Here is a 16,255-nt window from a genome sequence, read left to right as displayed (position 1 = left end):
TTAGAAGAATCTAGGGGAATCAATCTGTTTTCCTTTATTTTTTGAGTTCTTGTTTTTTGATTTATTGTTTCCGGAGCCAAAACCGCCCCTTCCAATATAAAATTTTAGGATGGCCTCGTGGGAACCTCCACTGAATTCGCCCAAGCTATTGGTATTATAGTCGTAGGCATATCCGATAAACATACCGTTGGAAATCTGGAAACCGGCCAAACCGCTCACGGCATTGTCAATTCGGTAGGATGCACCTATGGTCAATGCATCGATAAATTGGAAATTGGCCGATAGGTTTACCGTAACCGGGGAACCTTGGAGGTAATTTACCAAAAATGCGGGTTTAAACTTCGTCTGTTCACCCAATTCGAACACATAGCCTCCAATGGCATTCACCTGCATATTGTCCTCTACAATGGTCGCCACTTCGTTATTGTAAAGGGCATTGGTCAAAAAGTTGGGCACGGACACCCCAAGGTACCAATCCTCTTCATGGTACATAAAAAGTCCAGCACCGACCGTTGGGTAAAAGCTATTGAAAGTCCCTCCCAAAATGGACCCATCGGAAGGGTTTTCAAAAGTCCCTTTGGAATAATCTATGTTGAGCGAGGAACCTCCAGCGTTCAGTCCGAACGAAAGTTTGGTCTCGTCGGACAATTGAATCTGATAGGAATAGGCAATATCAAAAAAAGTCTGGGTCGAAGGTCCTAGCTGATCATTTACGATATTGATGCCCAATCCCATCTTCTCGTTGTTGAAAGGAATATTGGCGCCTCCTCGAATGGTGGTCGGTGCACCGGGAATATCCACCCATTGCGCTCGATAGAGCCCGATAATCTCCGGACTTTCCACGGTACCCACATAGGCCGGGTTAAAACTCCCAATATTGTACATGTATTGGGTATACTGTGGTTCCTTTTGGGCAAAGGTTTGACCCAAGGCCATGCAAAAGGCCACAAAAGCTATGATATATTTTGACAAAGCTGTTGTATCTGGCATTTTAGTTGTCTCTTACAATTTGAATCCATCCTTTCACCACATCGGTACCATCACCATTGAGGTCCAGGATATAGAAATAGGTCCCTTTGGGCAAATCTCCGTTCTTACCTGTTCCGTCCCACGAACTATCGTAACCATCCATTTGGAACACACTGTTGCCGTAGCGATCGAAAATTTCTAATTTATTATTGGGATAAAGTCCTTCTGGGTCGACAAATTTCAACCTATCGTTTACCCCATCACCATTGGGTGAAAAAATATTACAGATGGTTCCCGGGTCCTCGCATTGACTTCGGTTCACCGTTACCGATACAGTGCTTGAATTATTATCGGGGACACCGTCATTAGGGAACGAAGATGCCAATATGGCTGTGTTCTCCAAGTTTCCGGCTTCCACTGTATTAACTGTGATTTCGAGCGTAACCTCCTCCTCTGCGGTTAATTCGTCAATCGTCCATTCGCCCGTATTCTCGTCATAACTTCCTTTGGAAGGTGTACTGGAACGGTATTCGAATCCGGCAACCAAAATATCGTTTACTACAATATCCAACACCCTGTCCATAGTTGTATTCTGAACAGTAATGGTAAAGATTACTTCAGCATTCAGCAATACTTCATTTCCATTGACCTCCTTTGTAATGGCCAAATCGATATCCACTGGGTTACAATCGGGTGTCAAGAAAGGATCACAAGCATCCAAAGGGTCGGTGGCGTTTTCTGGAACGGCCTCGGTGCTCGGGTCATCCACGACCAAAACTTCCTCTCCATCGGTTAGGCCATCGCCATCGGTATCTGCATCATTAGGATTGGTACCGAGCTCCGTTTCTTCACCATCCGTGAGTCCATCGCCATCGGTATCCACGGTACAATCGCTCACCGAAATGGTCACTTGTACCGAAGTAGGCGTACACGGAGCTTCAGCAGTTGTTGTGTATTCAAAAACATAGTTGCCTACGGGCAGTCCCGTAAAATCGACATTGTTTTCGGACCCAATACTGAGCGTACCGTTGGATGGGTCGGTAACCAAAGCCCATGTTCCCGGGTCGGCTCCCGTCAAGGTGTTGTCCAAATCAATCACATTCGGCCCTCCATTACCAGCTACATTGCACGCAGTTGTATTTGTAGGCGTTCCTGCATTGGGTGAGTCGGTTATGGTAGCCACCACTTCCACACGCTCCGATTCGCAACCATTGGCCCTAGCTGTGACGTAAAAAGAGGTGGTTTCCGATAGTGTATTGGTAGTGTAGGTAGCACTGGTTCCTACAATATTGCCGCCAGTTGGGGCATCGTACCAAGTATAGGTAATGGTGCTGGCATCAGCAACGGAAGCTGTTGCCGATAGCGTCAACTCCGCCGAACCACAACTGGTATCTCCAGAGGTGGTATCGATGGTCGGGGTAAAGTTGCGGACCAAGGTAATGGCCAATACCGGACTACCGCAATCGTTGGTTTCATCATAATAAAATCCGTAGTAGGTTCCAGGCTCCACCACAGTGCTGCTAATCAAATGGGCCCCTGTTTCCGAAGGAACATCGCTAGTACTCCACGTGAGCTCCGTGCCTGCTGGGGCCGTACCACTAACGTAGGTATCCAAATCGGTATTGACATCATCACAGAATTCGATGGTGGTATCACTTCCGTTGAACACGGGTGCCGTATCTCCTGCATTGCAGGGAAGGGAGCAATCGATTACTGTGATTGTCAACTCTACGGTATCATTTACGCAAGGCGCTACTGCGGTATTTGTGGTATAGGTAAATACATAGCTACCCAAAGGCTGACCATCAAAATTTATAGTATTATCTGGATTAATGGTGATGGAAGACCCTGTTTGTGAACTGGTCAACGCCCAAGATCCAGAATCCTGTCCTGTAATACGATTATCCAAATCAATGAGCGTACTTCCCCCGCTTTCCGTGGTGTTACACACATTACCTCCCGTGGTGGTACCCGCATTAGGGGCTTCGTTTACGGACAATGTTACCGTTACTGTATTTGGACTGGCACAATCATTCAAACTATCGTAATAAAAACCATAGTAGGTATCCTGATTGGCCACTTGTGTACCCGTTATGACACTGGACCCCAAATAATCCCCAGTTTGACCGGAATCGGGATTGGTACTCCAAACCAACTGGGTTCCCGCTGGTCCAGTTACATCCACATAATCATCCAGATCTTTGCTAAAATCGCTAAATAAATCGACACAGAATTCAGTACCGGAATCATTGAGGCTGGGTACTGATGAGCCAGCTGCACAAGCATCATCATTATTGATGGTTACCGTTGCCGTGTCCGAGATACCGACGGTCAATGTCGTATTTCCTAAATTGGCCATAGAAACCTGAAGCGTTTCGTTACCTTCAATGAGCGTATCTGGGGTTGGTGTTACTTCAAATGTCTGAATTTCTCCGGCTGTACCAGAAAACGTCAAGGTTTCATTAAGGACCGTGTAATCGGAGTTTGCCGTCGTGGCGGTTCCATCGGATGACAATACGTCTACTGTAAATCCGCCCGCAACTTCATTGTTTAAGGTGGCCGAAACAGTTATGGGTCCATCATCCTCGTTACCATTTGCATTGGAGATGGTTACTGCTGCGCTATCATCATCAATATTCTCTACAGAAACGGTTTGATCGGGAACACCCAAATATGAAATTGCGCTTCCCAAAGCTACGCTCACATCGACATCATAAGCTTGAATACCGTCTACAATGGCGTCGTCCACACCTGTTACCGTTACGGTCTGTGGTGTATCCCAATTCGCTGTGGTAAATGTTAAGGTAGATGGTGAAACCGTACCCTCCGTAACATCACTGGATGTAATATTAAAAACCACATTACTGATCAAGGTTCTACGATTAAGCACCACGGTAAAGGTGTCCGTGCTACCATCTTCAGAAGTGGATGTATCCCCATCAGATTCGACAATGGTAAATCCAGCCACATCATCATCCGAGTTTGTTACCGAAACTGTATCGGTTAAATTATCAAAAGCGTTATCACTGGCGCCATTATTTACGGTAATGTCAATATCGAAAGTTTGAGCACCATCTATAACAAAATCATCCTCCCCAGTCACCGTTATAATTTGTGGGGTATCCCAATTGGCCGGGGTAAACGTTAGAAGTGAAGGTGAAACGGTAGCCTCGCCAGTGTCCCCGGACACAATATCAAAAACTACATTGGATGTTGGTTGTACATCCAAAACCACGGAAAACGTATCCGTTGCCCCATCTTCCGAGGTGTTAGTAGTCCCGTCGGTCTCCACAATGGTAAAGCTCGCAGAATCGTTGTCGTTGTTGGTAACCGGAACGGTTTCCAAAAGCCCGTCAAAATCATCATCGCTAGCACCATCATTCACGGTTACATTCACATCGAAAGACTGGTTCCCGTCAATCACGGCATCATCGACCCCGGTAACGGTAACTTCTTGAGGGCTATCCCAATTTCCTGTGGTAAATGTCAAGGTTATTGGTGAAACCGTGCCTTCAGCAACATTGTTAGATGTGACATTCAAAACAACATCCGTTGCAGGTTGGGCATCCAAAACCACATTGAAGGTATCTGTTGTGCCATCCTCTGATGTAGTAGTATTCCCATCAGTTACTATAATAGTAATACCTGCTATATCGTTGTCCGTGTTTTGTGCATTTACAACTTGTGACAACCCATCAAAATCATCATCACTTGATGCATCAACCACGCTAATAGTGACAGTAAACGGTTGATTGCCATCAATAAGATTATCGTCCACTCCCGTAACCGTAACAATCTGTGGGGTATTCCAATTTGCATTGGTAAAAGTCAACTGGCTTGTATTGACAGTACCCTCGCCCAAATCGCCGGAAACAATATTTACCACTACATCACTTGCCGGTTGAGCTCCCAAAACGACGGTAAAAGTATCCGTTGTTGCGTCTTCTGACGTTATGGTGCTCTCGTCTGTTTCAACAACGATTAGCGAAGCGGTATCGTCGTCCACATTGTCTACGGATACCGTTTGGTCAGCCAAAAGATCAAAGGCATCATCGCTGTTCGCCGCATCGACGCCTATCGTTATATCGTAGGTCTGGTTACCATCCGCCAGTGCATCGTCCACACCAGTGACAGTGACCGTCTGCGGGGTATCCCAGTTTGCATTGGTAAAGGTCAGTGTCGCCAAATCGACCGTGCCCTCCCCCGGATCTCCCGAAGAAACATCAAAAACAACATCGGTAAGCGGCTGTGCGTCCAAAACCACCGTGAAGGTGTCAGTGGCACCCGCCTCAGAAGTGGCGGTAACGCCACCCTCTTCCACAATGGTGAACCCGGCCACATCGTCGTCCGCATTGTCGACGGATACCGTTTGGTCAGCCAAAAGATCAAAGGCATCATCGCTGTTCGCCGCATCGACGCCTATCGTTATATCGTAGGACTGGTTACCATCCGCCAGTGCATCGTCCACACCAGTGACAGTGACCGTCTGCGGGGTATCCCAGTTTGCATTGGTAAAGGTCAGTGTCGCCAAATCGACCGTGCCCTCCCCCGGATCTCCCGAAGAAACATCAAAAACAACATCGGTAAGCGGCTGTGCGTCCAAAACCACCGTGAAGGTGTCAGTGGCACCCGCCTCAGAAGTGGCGGTAACGCCACCCTCTTCCACAATGGTGAACCCGGCCACATCGTCGTCCGCATTGTCGACGGATACCGTTTGGTCAGCCAAAAGATCAAAGGCATCATCGCTGTTCGCCGCATCGACGCCTATCGTTATATCGTAGGACTGGTTACCATCCGCCAGTGCATCGTCCACACCAGTGACAGTGACCGTCTGTGGGGTATCCCAGTTTGCATTGGTAAAGGTCAGTGTCGCCAAATCGACCGTGCCCTCCCCCGGATCTCCCGAAGAAACATCAAAAACAACATTGGTAAGCGGCTGTGCGTCCAAAACCACCGTGAAGGTGTCAGTGGCACCCGCCTCAGAAGTGGCGGTAACGCCACCCTCTTCCACAATGGTGAACCCGGCCACATCGTCGTCCGCATTGTCGACGGATACCGTTTGGTCAGCCAAAAGATCAAAGGCATCGTCGCTGTTCGCCGCATCGACGCCTATCGTTATATCGTAGGTCTGGTTACCATCCGCCAGTGCATCGTCCACACCAGTGACAGTGACCGTCTGCGGGGTGTCCCAGTTTACATTGGTAAAGGTCAGTGTCGCCAAATCGACCGTGCCCTCCCCGGGGTCTCCAGAAGAAACTTCAAAAACCACGTCCGTAACTGGCTGAGTGTCCAGAACCACCGTGAAGGTGTCAGTGGTTCCCGTCTCTGAAGTGGTGGTAACACCCCCTTCTTCAACAATAGTAAAGCTTTGTCCAAACCCGATACCCGTACCGAGAAGTAAGAAAAAGAAAAATATTAAGCGACCACGACCCATATTGGAGCATGATAGCAATGAGGTTTTTTTAAGCAGCGATTGCATTATTTATTGCGTGCGTTTCAGTTATGTTCTTCTTGCCTGCGTGTAGTTGGTAGTTTGGGCGAATCAATATTACAAAAAAGGCGAGGAACAAGCCTCGCCTATTAGTTTAAATCTCTATTTATTCGGATGAAGTGTTTTCCAATTTTAGGAAACAGTTGCTGAACTGGTTTCGGCTTCCCTATGGATTTTTTTCACCAAACCTTGCAAAACCTTGCCCGGCCCAACTTCCACAAAGGAAGTAGCACCATCATTGACCATTTGTTGCACGCTTTGCGTCCATTTTACTGGGGCCGTTAATTGTAGGATCAAATTCTTTTTGATTTCCTCGGCATCCGACACCGCAGTGGTCGTCACATTTTGATAAATGGGACAGCTGGGCGACTTAAAATCCGTGGATTCAATGGCAGCTGCCAATTCTTCCCGTGCCGGCTCCATCAATGGCGAGTGGAACGCTCCGCCCACAGGCAATAACAGGGCTCTCCGTGCTCCGGCTTCCTTCATTTTCTCGCAGGCTACGTTTACCGCATCCACCTCACCGGAAATTACCAATTGCCCGGGACAGTTATAGTTGGCCGGAACCACGATACCTTCAACTTCGGCACATATCTTCTCCACTATCTCGTCGTCCAGTCCCAAAACCGCAGCCATGGTACTGGGCTGAATTTCACAAGCCTTTTGCATAGCAAGGGCACGTTGGGATACCAGTTTAAGGCCGTCTTCGAAATTCAAGGTGCCATTGGCCACCAATGCGGAAAATTCGCCCAAAGAGTGTCCGGCCACCATGTCAGGTTGAAAGGAATCACCCAATACCTTGCTCAAAATCACAGAGTGCAAAAAAATAGCGGGCTGCGTTACCTTGGTCTGTTTCAGGTCTTCATCGCTGCCCTCAAACATGATATCCGTAATGGAAAAGCCCAAGATTTCATTGGCCCTTTCAAACAATTCCTGTGCTTGGGAGTGATTTTCGTAGAGGTCCAAGCCCATTCCTACAAATTGTGCTCCCTGTCCGGGAAAAATATATGCGTTCATAGTTATCTAGTTTTTTGAGTGGGACAAAAATAGGGAATATTCTTTGATGCTTCTTTTCGAAGAGACCATGGTTTGTTCCCTCCCAAATTCAAGTTGACCATTATTCTTCCTTGAACCAACTGGAATATTTCACATAATTATTGGCAATCCTGTCTATTTCACCTTTGGATAGTTCTGGGCTGATATCCTTTAGTTTCCTTGCGGGCATCCCAGCATAAATACTTCCCGCTTCCACATGGGTCCCTTGGGTCACCACCGCTCCAGCGGCGATAATGGAATTGCTTTCCACCACACAATCGTCCATAATAATGCTTCCCATGCCCACCAGAACATTATCTTTTATAGTGCACCCATGCACAATGGCATTGTGGCCTATGGAAACATTGTTCCCGATGGTGGTCGGGGATTTCTCGTAAGTACAATGGATTACCGCACCATCCTGCACATTGACCTTGTTTCCCATTTTGATAAAGTGGACATCGCCACGTACCACGGCGTTGAACCAAACACTGCATTGGTCGCCCATACTCACCTCGCCTACAATGACAGCGTTTTCGGCAATAAAACAGTCTTTTCCTAACTGTGGGGATTTTCCCCTCACGGGTTTGATAATCATTGATTATAAATTTTACTCTTTAACAAAGAAACGCATCTCGACTGCGCCTGTCTGCCGACAAAGGCAGGCTCGATGTGACAATTTATTGAAAATACGATAATAAATCGGCCTTTTTGGATGCCGACACCGAAAGTTCCTTGCCATTGCTTAGGACTACACTCCCGCCCTTTCCCTTTTTGTATTTGACTACCTCGGAAACATTCACCAAATAGGATTTATGGATACGGGCAAAGGAATACGACTGCAGTGCATCCTCAAAATATTTCAAGGTCTTGCTCACTACAATTTTCTTCTTTTCCAGATAGATTTCGGTGTAGTTATCGTCGGCCTTACAAAAATAGATGTCGGATACTTCCAGCACCTGAAAGCCATCCTGTTGCGGCAAGGTGATTTTCCCTTCCGCCCTAACCGATCTGGCCTGAAGAACCTGTCCTTCTAGCGCATTCTCTTTTTCCTTGATGGCCCTCACATAGTCAACCGCCTTGACCAACTCATCAATATTGATGGGTTTCATCAAATAATAGGCGGCGTGGTGGTTCAGGGCATCCATGGCGTATTGGTTGTAGGCCGTCACAAAAACCGTTTCAAAGCTACGTTCGGGAAGCTGGTCCAAAAGGTCAAAGGCATTGCCAAAGGGCATTTCCACATCCAAAAACACCAAATCGGGCCGGTGTTTTTTGATTTGGGCCAAACCTTCTTCAATGGTAGCTCCTTCACCTAGCAGGGTCACATTTTCGCAATACTTGGCCAAATAGCTCCGAAGGATTTCCCTGCTATTGGCCTCATCTTCCACAATTACCGCTTTCAGTTCCATCATTGTTTTTTGAGTTTTAGCGATACCCTCGTGCCTGTTTGGTCCTTGTACAGATCGGAAATGGAAACCTCAACACGGTTTTTGTACATATCGTTCAAGATCTGGATTCTTTTTTTGATGTTCCCCATTCCCTTTGAATTCTGCTTTTTTTGATTGCTGGTCTTTAGTTCGGCGGATTTTTTTCTACCGATACCATCATCCTCGATACAGATTTCGAGCATATCCGAGGTGACCTGTTTTACCTTTATTCTTAGGGACCCTTTTTCTTCCTTATAGCGTAATCCATGCCAAATGGCATTCTCGATGTAGGGTTGCAACAACATCGGCGGAATCTGAAAAGCATCCACATCCACTTCCTTATCCACTTCAATGTCATAATCGAACTTATCGGCAAATCTGGAGTGCTCCAACTTCACATACAAACGCAACAATTCCAATTCCTTGGACAAGGGAATAAAATCCTCTTCGGAATTTTCAAGCACACTGCGCATCAACACGGAGAATTCGCTTAAAAAGCGATTGGCACTGCGCTCATCGCTTTTGGCAATGTACGTATTGACCGAATTCAGCGCATTGAAAATAAAATGGGGATTCATCTGTGTTCGGAGCGATTTGAGTGCCAACAGATTGTTCGCCAGTTTTTGCTGCCGATTGCTTCGGTAATATAAAAATGCCGTAAGCGCCATTAAGGCGATACCAAAGATCAAGGAATAAATGATCCACTTTTGTCGCTTGCTGGTCTCCTCGTACAACTGTTGCTCGGTTACGGCGAGACTGTATTTGCTCTGGCTGAGTTCCCGCTCCTGTTCCAAACTGCTGATACGGTTCTGGGTATTGGCGATCTCCCGATTGAAACGGGCCGCCCTCGATATTTCCTGTTCCTTGCGCACGTAGAGGCTATCCACCACCGCCACATAATCTTGATAGGACTCCAGCGCCTTGGTGTAATCGCCCTTATATTTATATACTTCGGACAATTTTCGTGTAGCATCCTTTTGCACGACCAAATCATCGTCCCTGTCAGCTTCCACAATACTTTTCTCCAGATAGGGAATGGCTTCGTCCAATTTATCCTGAGCGATGTAAGCATTGGCAATTTTGTAGTTGATGCGCTGCGAAGTAATGGTATCCCTAGTGCTGATGGCCTGACCAGCAGAGGCCACACTGGACCTTGGCATTTGTTTGAGTTCGTCCAGATTACGTTTTCGGATTTGGATTTCGTCGGCATACCGACTTTTTTGATTGTAGAAATCGGCCACTTTTTCGCTTTCTTGCACAAATCGTTCCGGTGCCATCTTCTTGGACAGGTCCAATGAATTTTGATAAAAGCCTTCGGCTTCCAAGGTCCTATCTTCCACCGCAAAGGCATCCGCCAATTTGGAATTAAGGTCAATCTCCTTTGGAGAGATCTGATTTTTTTCGGCAATGAGCAGCCCTTGTCGATAATACTCCTGTGCCAATTTTAGATTTCCCAATTCCATTTGAGCATCGCCTAAGGTCTCAAAAAGTTCTATCCTCTGATAAGGCACCATGTTTTTCGTCTCCACCAAAGGTTCCAAAATGGAAACCGCATTTTCAAAATTGCCATTGAGCACATAGGCTTTGCCCAATAATATTTTGGTTCGGTTGGATTCCTGGGCCTCCAAGGCATCCTTAAAGTTGGTAATGGCCAGATCATATTGTTCGTGAAACATATAAATCTCGCCCAATGTCCGAAGGGAGGAAGAAAATTCCTTTCTGTTTCCCATGCTTCCCAGAGGCTCCATGGAACGGGCAATAAAATCGATGCTTTTTTCCAAATCGGTTTTCTTGTAGGCTTCTGCAGAATCCAGAAAACGTTGATGGTCTGCAAGGTTGTTTCGGGAACTGACCGTTTCACGTTTTTGACGGGCTTGCCCCACGGCACCACCGTATCCTTCGACCAATATATCTATATCTTCGCCGGATTTGATTCTATAACGCACCGTTTCAAGTTCGGAACCTTCTACAATAAGCATATCCCCCACAGAGGCCCTGATGCTAAACTCCCCTATCCCATTGGTCGTGGTGTAAGCTCCCTTGTCCGTAGAAACCTGAACCCCTTGGATGGGGACACGATTTTCCATTCCCTTTACCGTACCCTTAATGAGCAGCTGACCTTGGGTATTGTTCGCCTGTGACCAAGCCGAAAGGGCTGTCATCAATACCAAAATGGATATGTAAATTCTTTGAAGCATAACTAAGGTAAACATACTGCTTCCCAAGCACTTTAAAAAATGCGTTACTTCAGATTTTGATCCAAAAAGAGCCGAATTCTACCTACTTACGAAACCACTGGTCCCGTTCCCTCAATTAAAGGGAACCTTCGCTCATTCCCGATTTTATTTGGAAAATGTTACGGATACATTTACCTCAACATTAAAATTATTGCATCATGAAACATATTAAACAGATGGTAAGCTCAGCCTTTTTGGTACTCTTAACAGGAACAACTTATGGTTGTAACCTAAAGGCACATACCCAAGAAACCACTACTTTGACCACTAGGTATGCGGAAGCACAACCCAAGGAACAATACGTTAAAATCGCACTTTTGCTGGATACCAGTAACAGTATGGACGGACTAATTAACCAAGCAAAGGCCCAACTGTGGGACATTGTGAACGAATTCACCCATGCCAAATGCGGCAATGATCTGCGGCCATCGTTACAAATTGCTTTGTATGAGTATGGCAACGACAATCTTTCTTCCCAAGAAGGCTACATTAGGCAGGTTCTAGGGTTTAGCAAGGATTTGGACGAAATCTCCGAAAAGCTTTTCTCACTGACCACAAACGGCGGGGAAGAATATTGCGGGCAAGTTATCCATACGTCGCTAAAGCAATTGGATTGGGGCAAAAATGCCGATGACCTTAAAATGATCTTTATTGCCGGCAATGAGCCCTTTACCCAAGGAAAACTCAACTTTGAGGATGCGGCTGCCAATGCCAAGGAAAAGGATGTCATAGTCAACACCATTTTTTGTGGCAACTACGAGCAGGGCATTTCCACCATGTGGAAACAAGGAGCTACCCTAACCGGTGGGGAATACATGGCCATAGACCATAATCGCCAAGTGGTGCATATCGCAACGCCATACGATGATGTGATCATCCGATTGAACTCTAAACTGAACAATACCTATGTTTCCTACGGAGCCATGGGCAGGCAGAAAAAAGAGCTTCAATCCGTCCAGGATGCCAATGCCGCCGCCTTGGAAGAAGTCGTAGTGGTAAAACGCGCGGTAAGCAAGAGTTCCCGATTGTACAAGAACTCACAATGGGACTTGGTAGATGCTGCCGAAGCGGATGCGACCTTTATTTCGGAACTGGAGGATGAGGAGCTTCCAGCAGAACTTCAAGGAAAATCCGAAAAGGAGATCAAGGCTTACATCAATCAAAAGAAAGCGGAACGGGAGGACATCCAAAAACAAATCCAGGAACTCAATGCCAAACGCGAAGCGTATATCGCCGAACATCAAAAAGAAGAGACGGGAGAATTGGAAAATGCCATGCTATCTGCCATTAAGGCCCAGGCTTCCAAGAAAAATTACCGGTGGGAAAATTAGGAGCAGCTCCCTTATCAAAATTATCAAATCAAGCGCAGTCGAGTGCCTATGCAGTTCTCGACTGCGCTCGAACTGACATTTGGCGATAGCCTTTCTAATTGTTGGCAGCGGGGCAATAGCAATCGTAACGTTTTCCTTGATCGCTCTGGCCAAAGTCGTACCCCAAGGTGATTTGATGGAACCCACCGTTATCAAAACGGATATCACCGGATTGGTACGAATAGTTGTAAGAAAACATAAATCGATTCACATTGACGCCGATAATCGGTGTGAACAACTGTAAGCGCTGTTCTCCGAACGTGCCGTTGGTCTGGAATTGGGCACCATCAAAACTGCGACGGTACGATAGCCCTGCCCATACGGTACCAAAACTCACATCCCGGTACACCTTGGCATTGAAATCCACCGTTTTTTCGCGGGTAAACTCCGTCATCTGAAACAATATGGAAGGTTCTATTCGGGTCGTGTTTCCAAAAACATAGCCCACGGAGAAGAGGTAACGTCGCAAATTATCGAACTCGGCCAAGGTGTATAAATCGCGTCCACTGCCCAAAACGTTCAAAATTGCGGCGTGGGCGTAAAACTCAAATAAATTATAGGAAACGCCAAGGTCCATGTTAAAGTAACTGGCCGTATTCTTCACCCCGGTCACCACTGGATCGGGGATTACCGATCTAAACTCGGTCTCGTCCAGACTGCTTAATATCACGCCAGCACTCAAACCAAAAGACAACTGGTTGAGCGTACGAAAATCACCTCCAAGCTGCAAATGATGCGCATAGGTGGCCTTGAACCCCGTTTGGGAGTGGTAACCGTTGGAATCATTAAATAGAATGCCCCCAATACCACTGCGCTCCCCTACCCTCGAATTGATGTTTAACGTTTGTAAGCTCGGTGCCTCATCTACATTGAACCATTGCTTCCTTGCCGTAAGACGAATCTTGGTACCCTCGGCAATACCGGCCATTGAAGGATACACCAGATAATAATTGTCCGATAAATAGTCGAAATATACCGGAATTCCCTCCTGTGCCTTTATGGTAGACCCAAAACAAAGGATGATTATAATTGAGGTTAAGATACGTCTCATGTGACGACTGGGGCTAATGGTTGTTGAATACAATAAAACAATAAGATAACGGAAAGCACCGTACATTATTATAATATTTTGCTGCGCATTCCAACTATTGGTATTTTTGCATAAAAGATAAAAGATGAAAGAGTACAATATTACGGTTGTCCCTACCAACAACCCCAAGATCATCAAAATGGAAGCCAACCATTTTTTGGTAAAGGGCAACTACGAATATAAGAACATCGATGAGGCCAAAGATTCGCCTTTGGCACAGCAGCTTTTCTATCTACCTTTCGTCAAAACCGTTTACATAGCCAGTAATTTTGTGGCCTTGGAACGTTTTGATATTGTGGAGTGGGACGATGTTAAGGACGAAGTGGCCCAACAGCTGGTGGAATACCTTAATGCGGGGGAACCCATTGTTAATGAGGTGGATGTAAAGAAAAAACAACCCATCACAGTATATGCCGAAGTTACGCCAAACCCGGCGGTGATGAAATTCGTTTCCAACAAGCGTATTGTTCCCTCAACCTACGAATTCAAAAATATTGATGAGGCCAAGGACTCTCCGTTGGCCAAAGAGCTTTTCCATCTGCCCTTTGTGAAGGAGGTATTTATGGACGAAAACTATGTCTCCATCACCAAATACGAAGTGGCCGATTGGGAAGAAATCAATATGCAGTTGCGTGAGTTCATCCGTGATTACTTGGCGGACGGCAAAGAAGTGGTGACGGCCGAAGCCATTCAAAAAAGCAGGGAAACGGTGGAACAAAAGAACACCCAGACCCAGTATGATGATACCTCACAGCAGATTATTGATATTTTGGAAGAATATGTAAAGCCTGCCGTGGCCAGCGATGGCGGAAACATCCTTTTCCAATCCTATGAGGAGCAAAGTGGAACGGTTAGCGTTATCCTTCAGGGGGCGTGCAGTGGTTGTCCATCTTCCACCTTCACCCTTAAAAACGGTATCGAAACCATGCTAAAGAACATGATGGGCGAAAAAATCAAGGAAGTCGTTGCCCTAAACGGGTAATTTCCAGTTAACACTCCTGTAATCCGTTCAATTTTTCCTATCTTAAAGGAAATCTAAAAATTATATTGACCATGGCAGTTTTAAAAGTTATCGAAGTATTGGCAAATTCCAGCAAAAGCTGGGAAGACGCAACCAACAAAGCTCTGGAGCAAGCCTCAAAATCAGTCAAAAACATTCGCTCCATTTACATTAATGAGCAAAGTGCTACAGTAAAGGATGGAAAGATTGACGACTACAGGGTAAACGTTAAGATTACCTTTGAAGTACAATAATTCCTTAAAAGGATCGGTAATGCGTCCAAAGTGGCGCATTTTTTTATGTGTTAAAATGCCCTAATAATGAAAAAAGTACTTTTCTTCATACTCATCGGAACCGTAGTACTGAGCTGTAAACCAAAAACTGAAGAAGTGAGCTACAAACATACCAACGCCCTCATCCACGAGACAAGTCCCTATTTGCTCCAACATGCGCACAATCCAGTCAACTGGGAAGCATGGCATCCGGATGTTCTAAAAAGAGCCCAAAAAGAGGACAAACCTTTGTTGATCAGTATCGGTTATGCGGCTTGCCACTGGTGCCACGTTATGGAAGAGGAATGCTTTGAGGATGAGGCAGTCGCCAAAGTGATGAACGAAAATTTCATCAATAAAAAATAGATCGCGAAGAACGCCCTGATGTAGACCAGATTTATATGGATGCTATTCAAATGATATCCGGTCAGGGTGGGTGGCCGCTCAATATTGTCGCGCTTCCCGATGGAAGGCCTTTTTGGGGCGCCACCTATGTACCCAAGGAAAATTGGATAAAATCCTTGGAACAATTGGTAGAGCTTTACAAAACGGACAAACCAAGAGTAATAGGATATGCATCCGACCTAGCCAATGGGCTAAATGCCATCAACTTAGTGGAAACAGATACCGATAGTGAACGGTATTCCCAAGAACAGTTGGACACTGCGGTGAACAATTGGACCCAGTATTTCGATACATTCTTGGGGGGGCACAAGCAGGCACCCAAATTTATGATGCCCAATAATTGGGACTTTTTATTGCACTACGCCACCACTGCACAAAAACCAGAAATTATGGACTTTGTGGACACCACCCTTACGCGTATGGCCTATGGCGGGATTTACGATCATGTGGGCTGTGGGTTTTCCCGATATGCAGTAGATGTGAAGTGGCACGTGCCCCATTTTGAAAAAATGCTGTACGACAACGGCCAACTCGTAAGCCTTTATGCGAAAGCCTACGCCGCCACCCAAAACCCATTGTACAAGGATGTGGTGACCGGTACCTTGGAATTTGTGCAAGAGGAGCTTTTGGACAACAGCGGTGGATTTTATTCTTCCTTGGACGCAGACAGCCTCGATGAACATGGCAACCTGGAGGAAGGCGCCTATTATGTTTGGACCGAAGCCGAACTCACCAAACTTTTGGGCAAGAATTATGACCTCTTCAAGGCATATTTCAACATCAATTCCTACGGGCATTGGGAAGCGGACAACTATGTTTTGATACGGGACAAAAGTGATCTTGAAATTGCGGAGCAATTCAATATTAAAATATCTGAATTAAAGACAACCATTAATGAGAGTCTTTCGGTTTTAAAAAAGGAGAGGGAAAAACGCTCAAAACCCCGCCTACGATAA

The 16,255-nt window shown here is 46.0% G+C and carries 12 protein-coding genes; 5 read left to right on the top strand and 7 right to left on the bottom strand.

The window, feature by feature from the left end:
- The 6 genes from ABNE31_RS05805 to ABNE31_RS05780 all read right to left on the bottom strand — a co-directional run bounded on the left by ABNE31_RS05805 (window position 1) and on the right by ABNE31_RS05780 (window position 11,123).
- Window positions 1-990, bottom strand: a complete 990-nt coding sequence (locus tag ABNE31_RS05805) for a type IX secretion system membrane protein PorP/SprF (protein WP_349352696.1) — start codon at window positions 988-990, stop codon at window positions 1-3.
- A gap of 1 nt (window position 991) precedes the next feature.
- Complete coding sequence (locus tag ABNE31_RS05800) at window positions 992-6,448, bottom strand: gliding motility-associated C-terminal domain-containing protein (RefSeq protein WP_349352695.1); 5,457 nt, start codon at window positions 6,446-6,448, stop codon at window positions 992-994.
- Window positions 6,449-6,592: 144 nt separating this feature from the next.
- Window positions 6,593-7,477: an ACP S-malonyltransferase gene (gene fabD, locus ABNE31_RS05795; RefSeq protein ID WP_349352694.1), complete on the bottom strand. Its 885-nt coding sequence runs from the start codon at window positions 7,475-7,477 to the stop codon at window positions 6,593-6,595.
- Window positions 7,478-7,577: 100 nt separating this feature from the next.
- Window positions 7,578-8,093, bottom strand: a complete 516-nt coding sequence (locus tag ABNE31_RS05790) for a gamma carbonic anhydrase family protein (RefSeq protein WP_349352693.1) — start codon at window positions 8,091-8,093, stop codon at window positions 7,578-7,580.
- Between the two features lie 82 nt (window positions 8,094-8,175).
- Window positions 8,176-8,907: a LytTR family DNA-binding domain-containing protein gene (locus ABNE31_RS05785; protein ID WP_349353029.1), complete on the bottom strand. Its 732-nt coding sequence runs from the start codon at window positions 8,905-8,907 to the stop codon at window positions 8,176-8,178.
- Window positions 8,907-11,123 carry a histidine kinase gene (locus ABNE31_RS05780; RefSeq protein ID WP_349352692.1) on the bottom strand — a complete coding sequence of 739 codons (2,217 nt, stop codon included), beginning with the start codon at window positions 11,121-11,123 and terminating at the stop codon, window positions 8,907-8,909. Before ABNE31_RS05780 ends, ABNE31_RS05785 begins: the two co-directional genes overlap by 1 nt.
- A gap of 197 nt (window positions 11,124-11,320) precedes the next feature.
- On the opposite strand from ABNE31_RS05780, the gene ABNE31_RS05775 reads away from it, so the two are divergent.
- Window positions 11,321-12,493 (top strand): vWA domain-containing protein, encoded by a 1,173-nt coding sequence (locus tag ABNE31_RS05775; protein WP_349352691.1) that lies wholly within the window; start codon window positions 11,321-11,323, stop codon window positions 12,491-12,493.
- Between the two features lie 94 nt (window positions 12,494-12,587).
- Here the strand turns inward: ABNE31_RS05775 and ABNE31_RS05770 are convergent, their stop codons facing one another.
- On the bottom strand, window positions 12,588-13,583 hold the full coding sequence (locus ABNE31_RS05770) for a type IX secretion system membrane protein PorP/SprF (protein WP_179383707.1): 996 nt from the start codon (window positions 13,581-13,583) through the stop codon (window positions 12,588-12,590).
- A 124-nt stretch (window positions 13,584-13,707) separates the two neighbouring features.
- Here ABNE31_RS05770 and ABNE31_RS05765 point away from each other — a divergent pair, with 124 nt between their 5' ends.
- From ABNE31_RS05765 to ABNE31_RS05750, 4 genes are all read left to right on the top strand, one after another.
- Window positions 13,708-14,604 carry a NifU family protein gene (locus ABNE31_RS05765; protein ID WP_179383706.1) on the top strand — a complete coding sequence of 299 codons (897 nt, stop codon included), beginning with the start codon at window positions 13,708-13,710 and terminating at the stop codon, window positions 14,602-14,604.
- Window positions 14,605-14,675: 71 nt separating this feature from the next.
- Window positions 14,676-14,876 carry a dodecin family protein gene (locus ABNE31_RS05760; RefSeq protein ID WP_127136558.1) on the top strand — a complete coding sequence of 67 codons (201 nt, stop codon included), beginning with the start codon at window positions 14,676-14,678 and terminating at the stop codon, window positions 14,874-14,876.
- A gap of 66 nt (window positions 14,877-14,942) precedes the next feature.
- A complete protein-coding gene (locus ABNE31_RS05755) occupies window positions 14,943-15,260 on the top strand; it encodes a DUF255 domain-containing protein (RefSeq protein WP_349352690.1) in 318 nt (105 codons plus the stop codon).
- 35 nt (window positions 15,261-15,295) lie between these two features.
- On the top strand, window positions 15,296-16,255 hold the full coding sequence (locus ABNE31_RS05750; protein ID WP_349352689.1) for a DUF255 domain-containing protein: 960 nt from the start codon (window positions 15,296-15,298) through the stop codon (window positions 16,253-16,255).

The organism is Flagellimonas sp. MMG031 (genome assembly GCF_040112705.1).
Taxonomy (GTDB): domain Bacteria; phylum Bacteroidota; class Bacteroidia; order Flavobacteriales; family Flavobacteriaceae; genus Flagellimonas.
This window is presented reverse-complemented; position numbering and strand designations above follow the sequence as displayed.

Coding starts and splice junctions, on each gene's coding strand:
- ABNE31_RS05765 (WP_179383706.1), top strand. CDS start 13,708: ATGAAAGAGTACAATATTACGGTTGTCCCTACCAACAACCCCAAGATC.
- ABNE31_RS05775 (WP_349352691.1), top strand. CDS start 11,321: ATGAAACATATTAAACAGATGGTAAGCTCAGCCTTTTTGGTACTCTTA.
- ABNE31_RS05770 (WP_179383707.1), bottom strand. CDS start 13,583: ATGAGACGTATCTTAACCTCAATTATAATCATCCTTTGTTTTGGGTCT.
- ABNE31_RS05800 (WP_349352695.1), bottom strand. CDS start 6,448: ATGCAATCGCTGCTTAAAAAAACCTCATTGCTATCATGCTCCAATATG.
- ABNE31_RS05755 (WP_349352690.1), top strand. CDS start 14,943: ATGAAAAAAGTACTTTTCTTCATACTCATCGGAACCGTAGTACTGAGC.
- ABNE31_RS05785 (WP_349353029.1), bottom strand. CDS start 8,907: ATGGAACTGAAAGCGGTAATTGTGGAAGATGAGGCCAATAGCAGGGAA.
- ABNE31_RS05760 (WP_127136558.1), top strand. CDS start 14,676: ATGGCAGTTTTAAAAGTTATCGAAGTATTGGCAAATTCCAGCAAAAGC.
- ABNE31_RS05790 (WP_349352693.1), bottom strand. CDS start 8,093: ATGATTATCAAACCCGTGAGGGGAAAATCCCCACAGTTAGGAAAAGAC.
- ABNE31_RS05750 (WP_349352689.1), top strand. CDS start 15,296: ATGGATGCTATTCAAATGATATCCGGTCAGGGTGGGTGGCCGCTCAAT.
- ABNE31_RS05780 (WP_349352692.1), bottom strand. CDS start 11,123: ATGCTTCAAAGAATTTACATATCCATTTTGGTATTGATGACAGCCCTT.
- fabD (WP_349352694.1), bottom strand. CDS start 7,477: ATGAACGCATATATTTTTCCCGGACAGGGAGCACAATTTGTAGGAATG.
- ABNE31_RS05805 (WP_349352696.1), bottom strand. CDS start 990: ATGCCAGATACAACAGCTTTGTCAAAATATATCATAGCTTTTGTGGCC.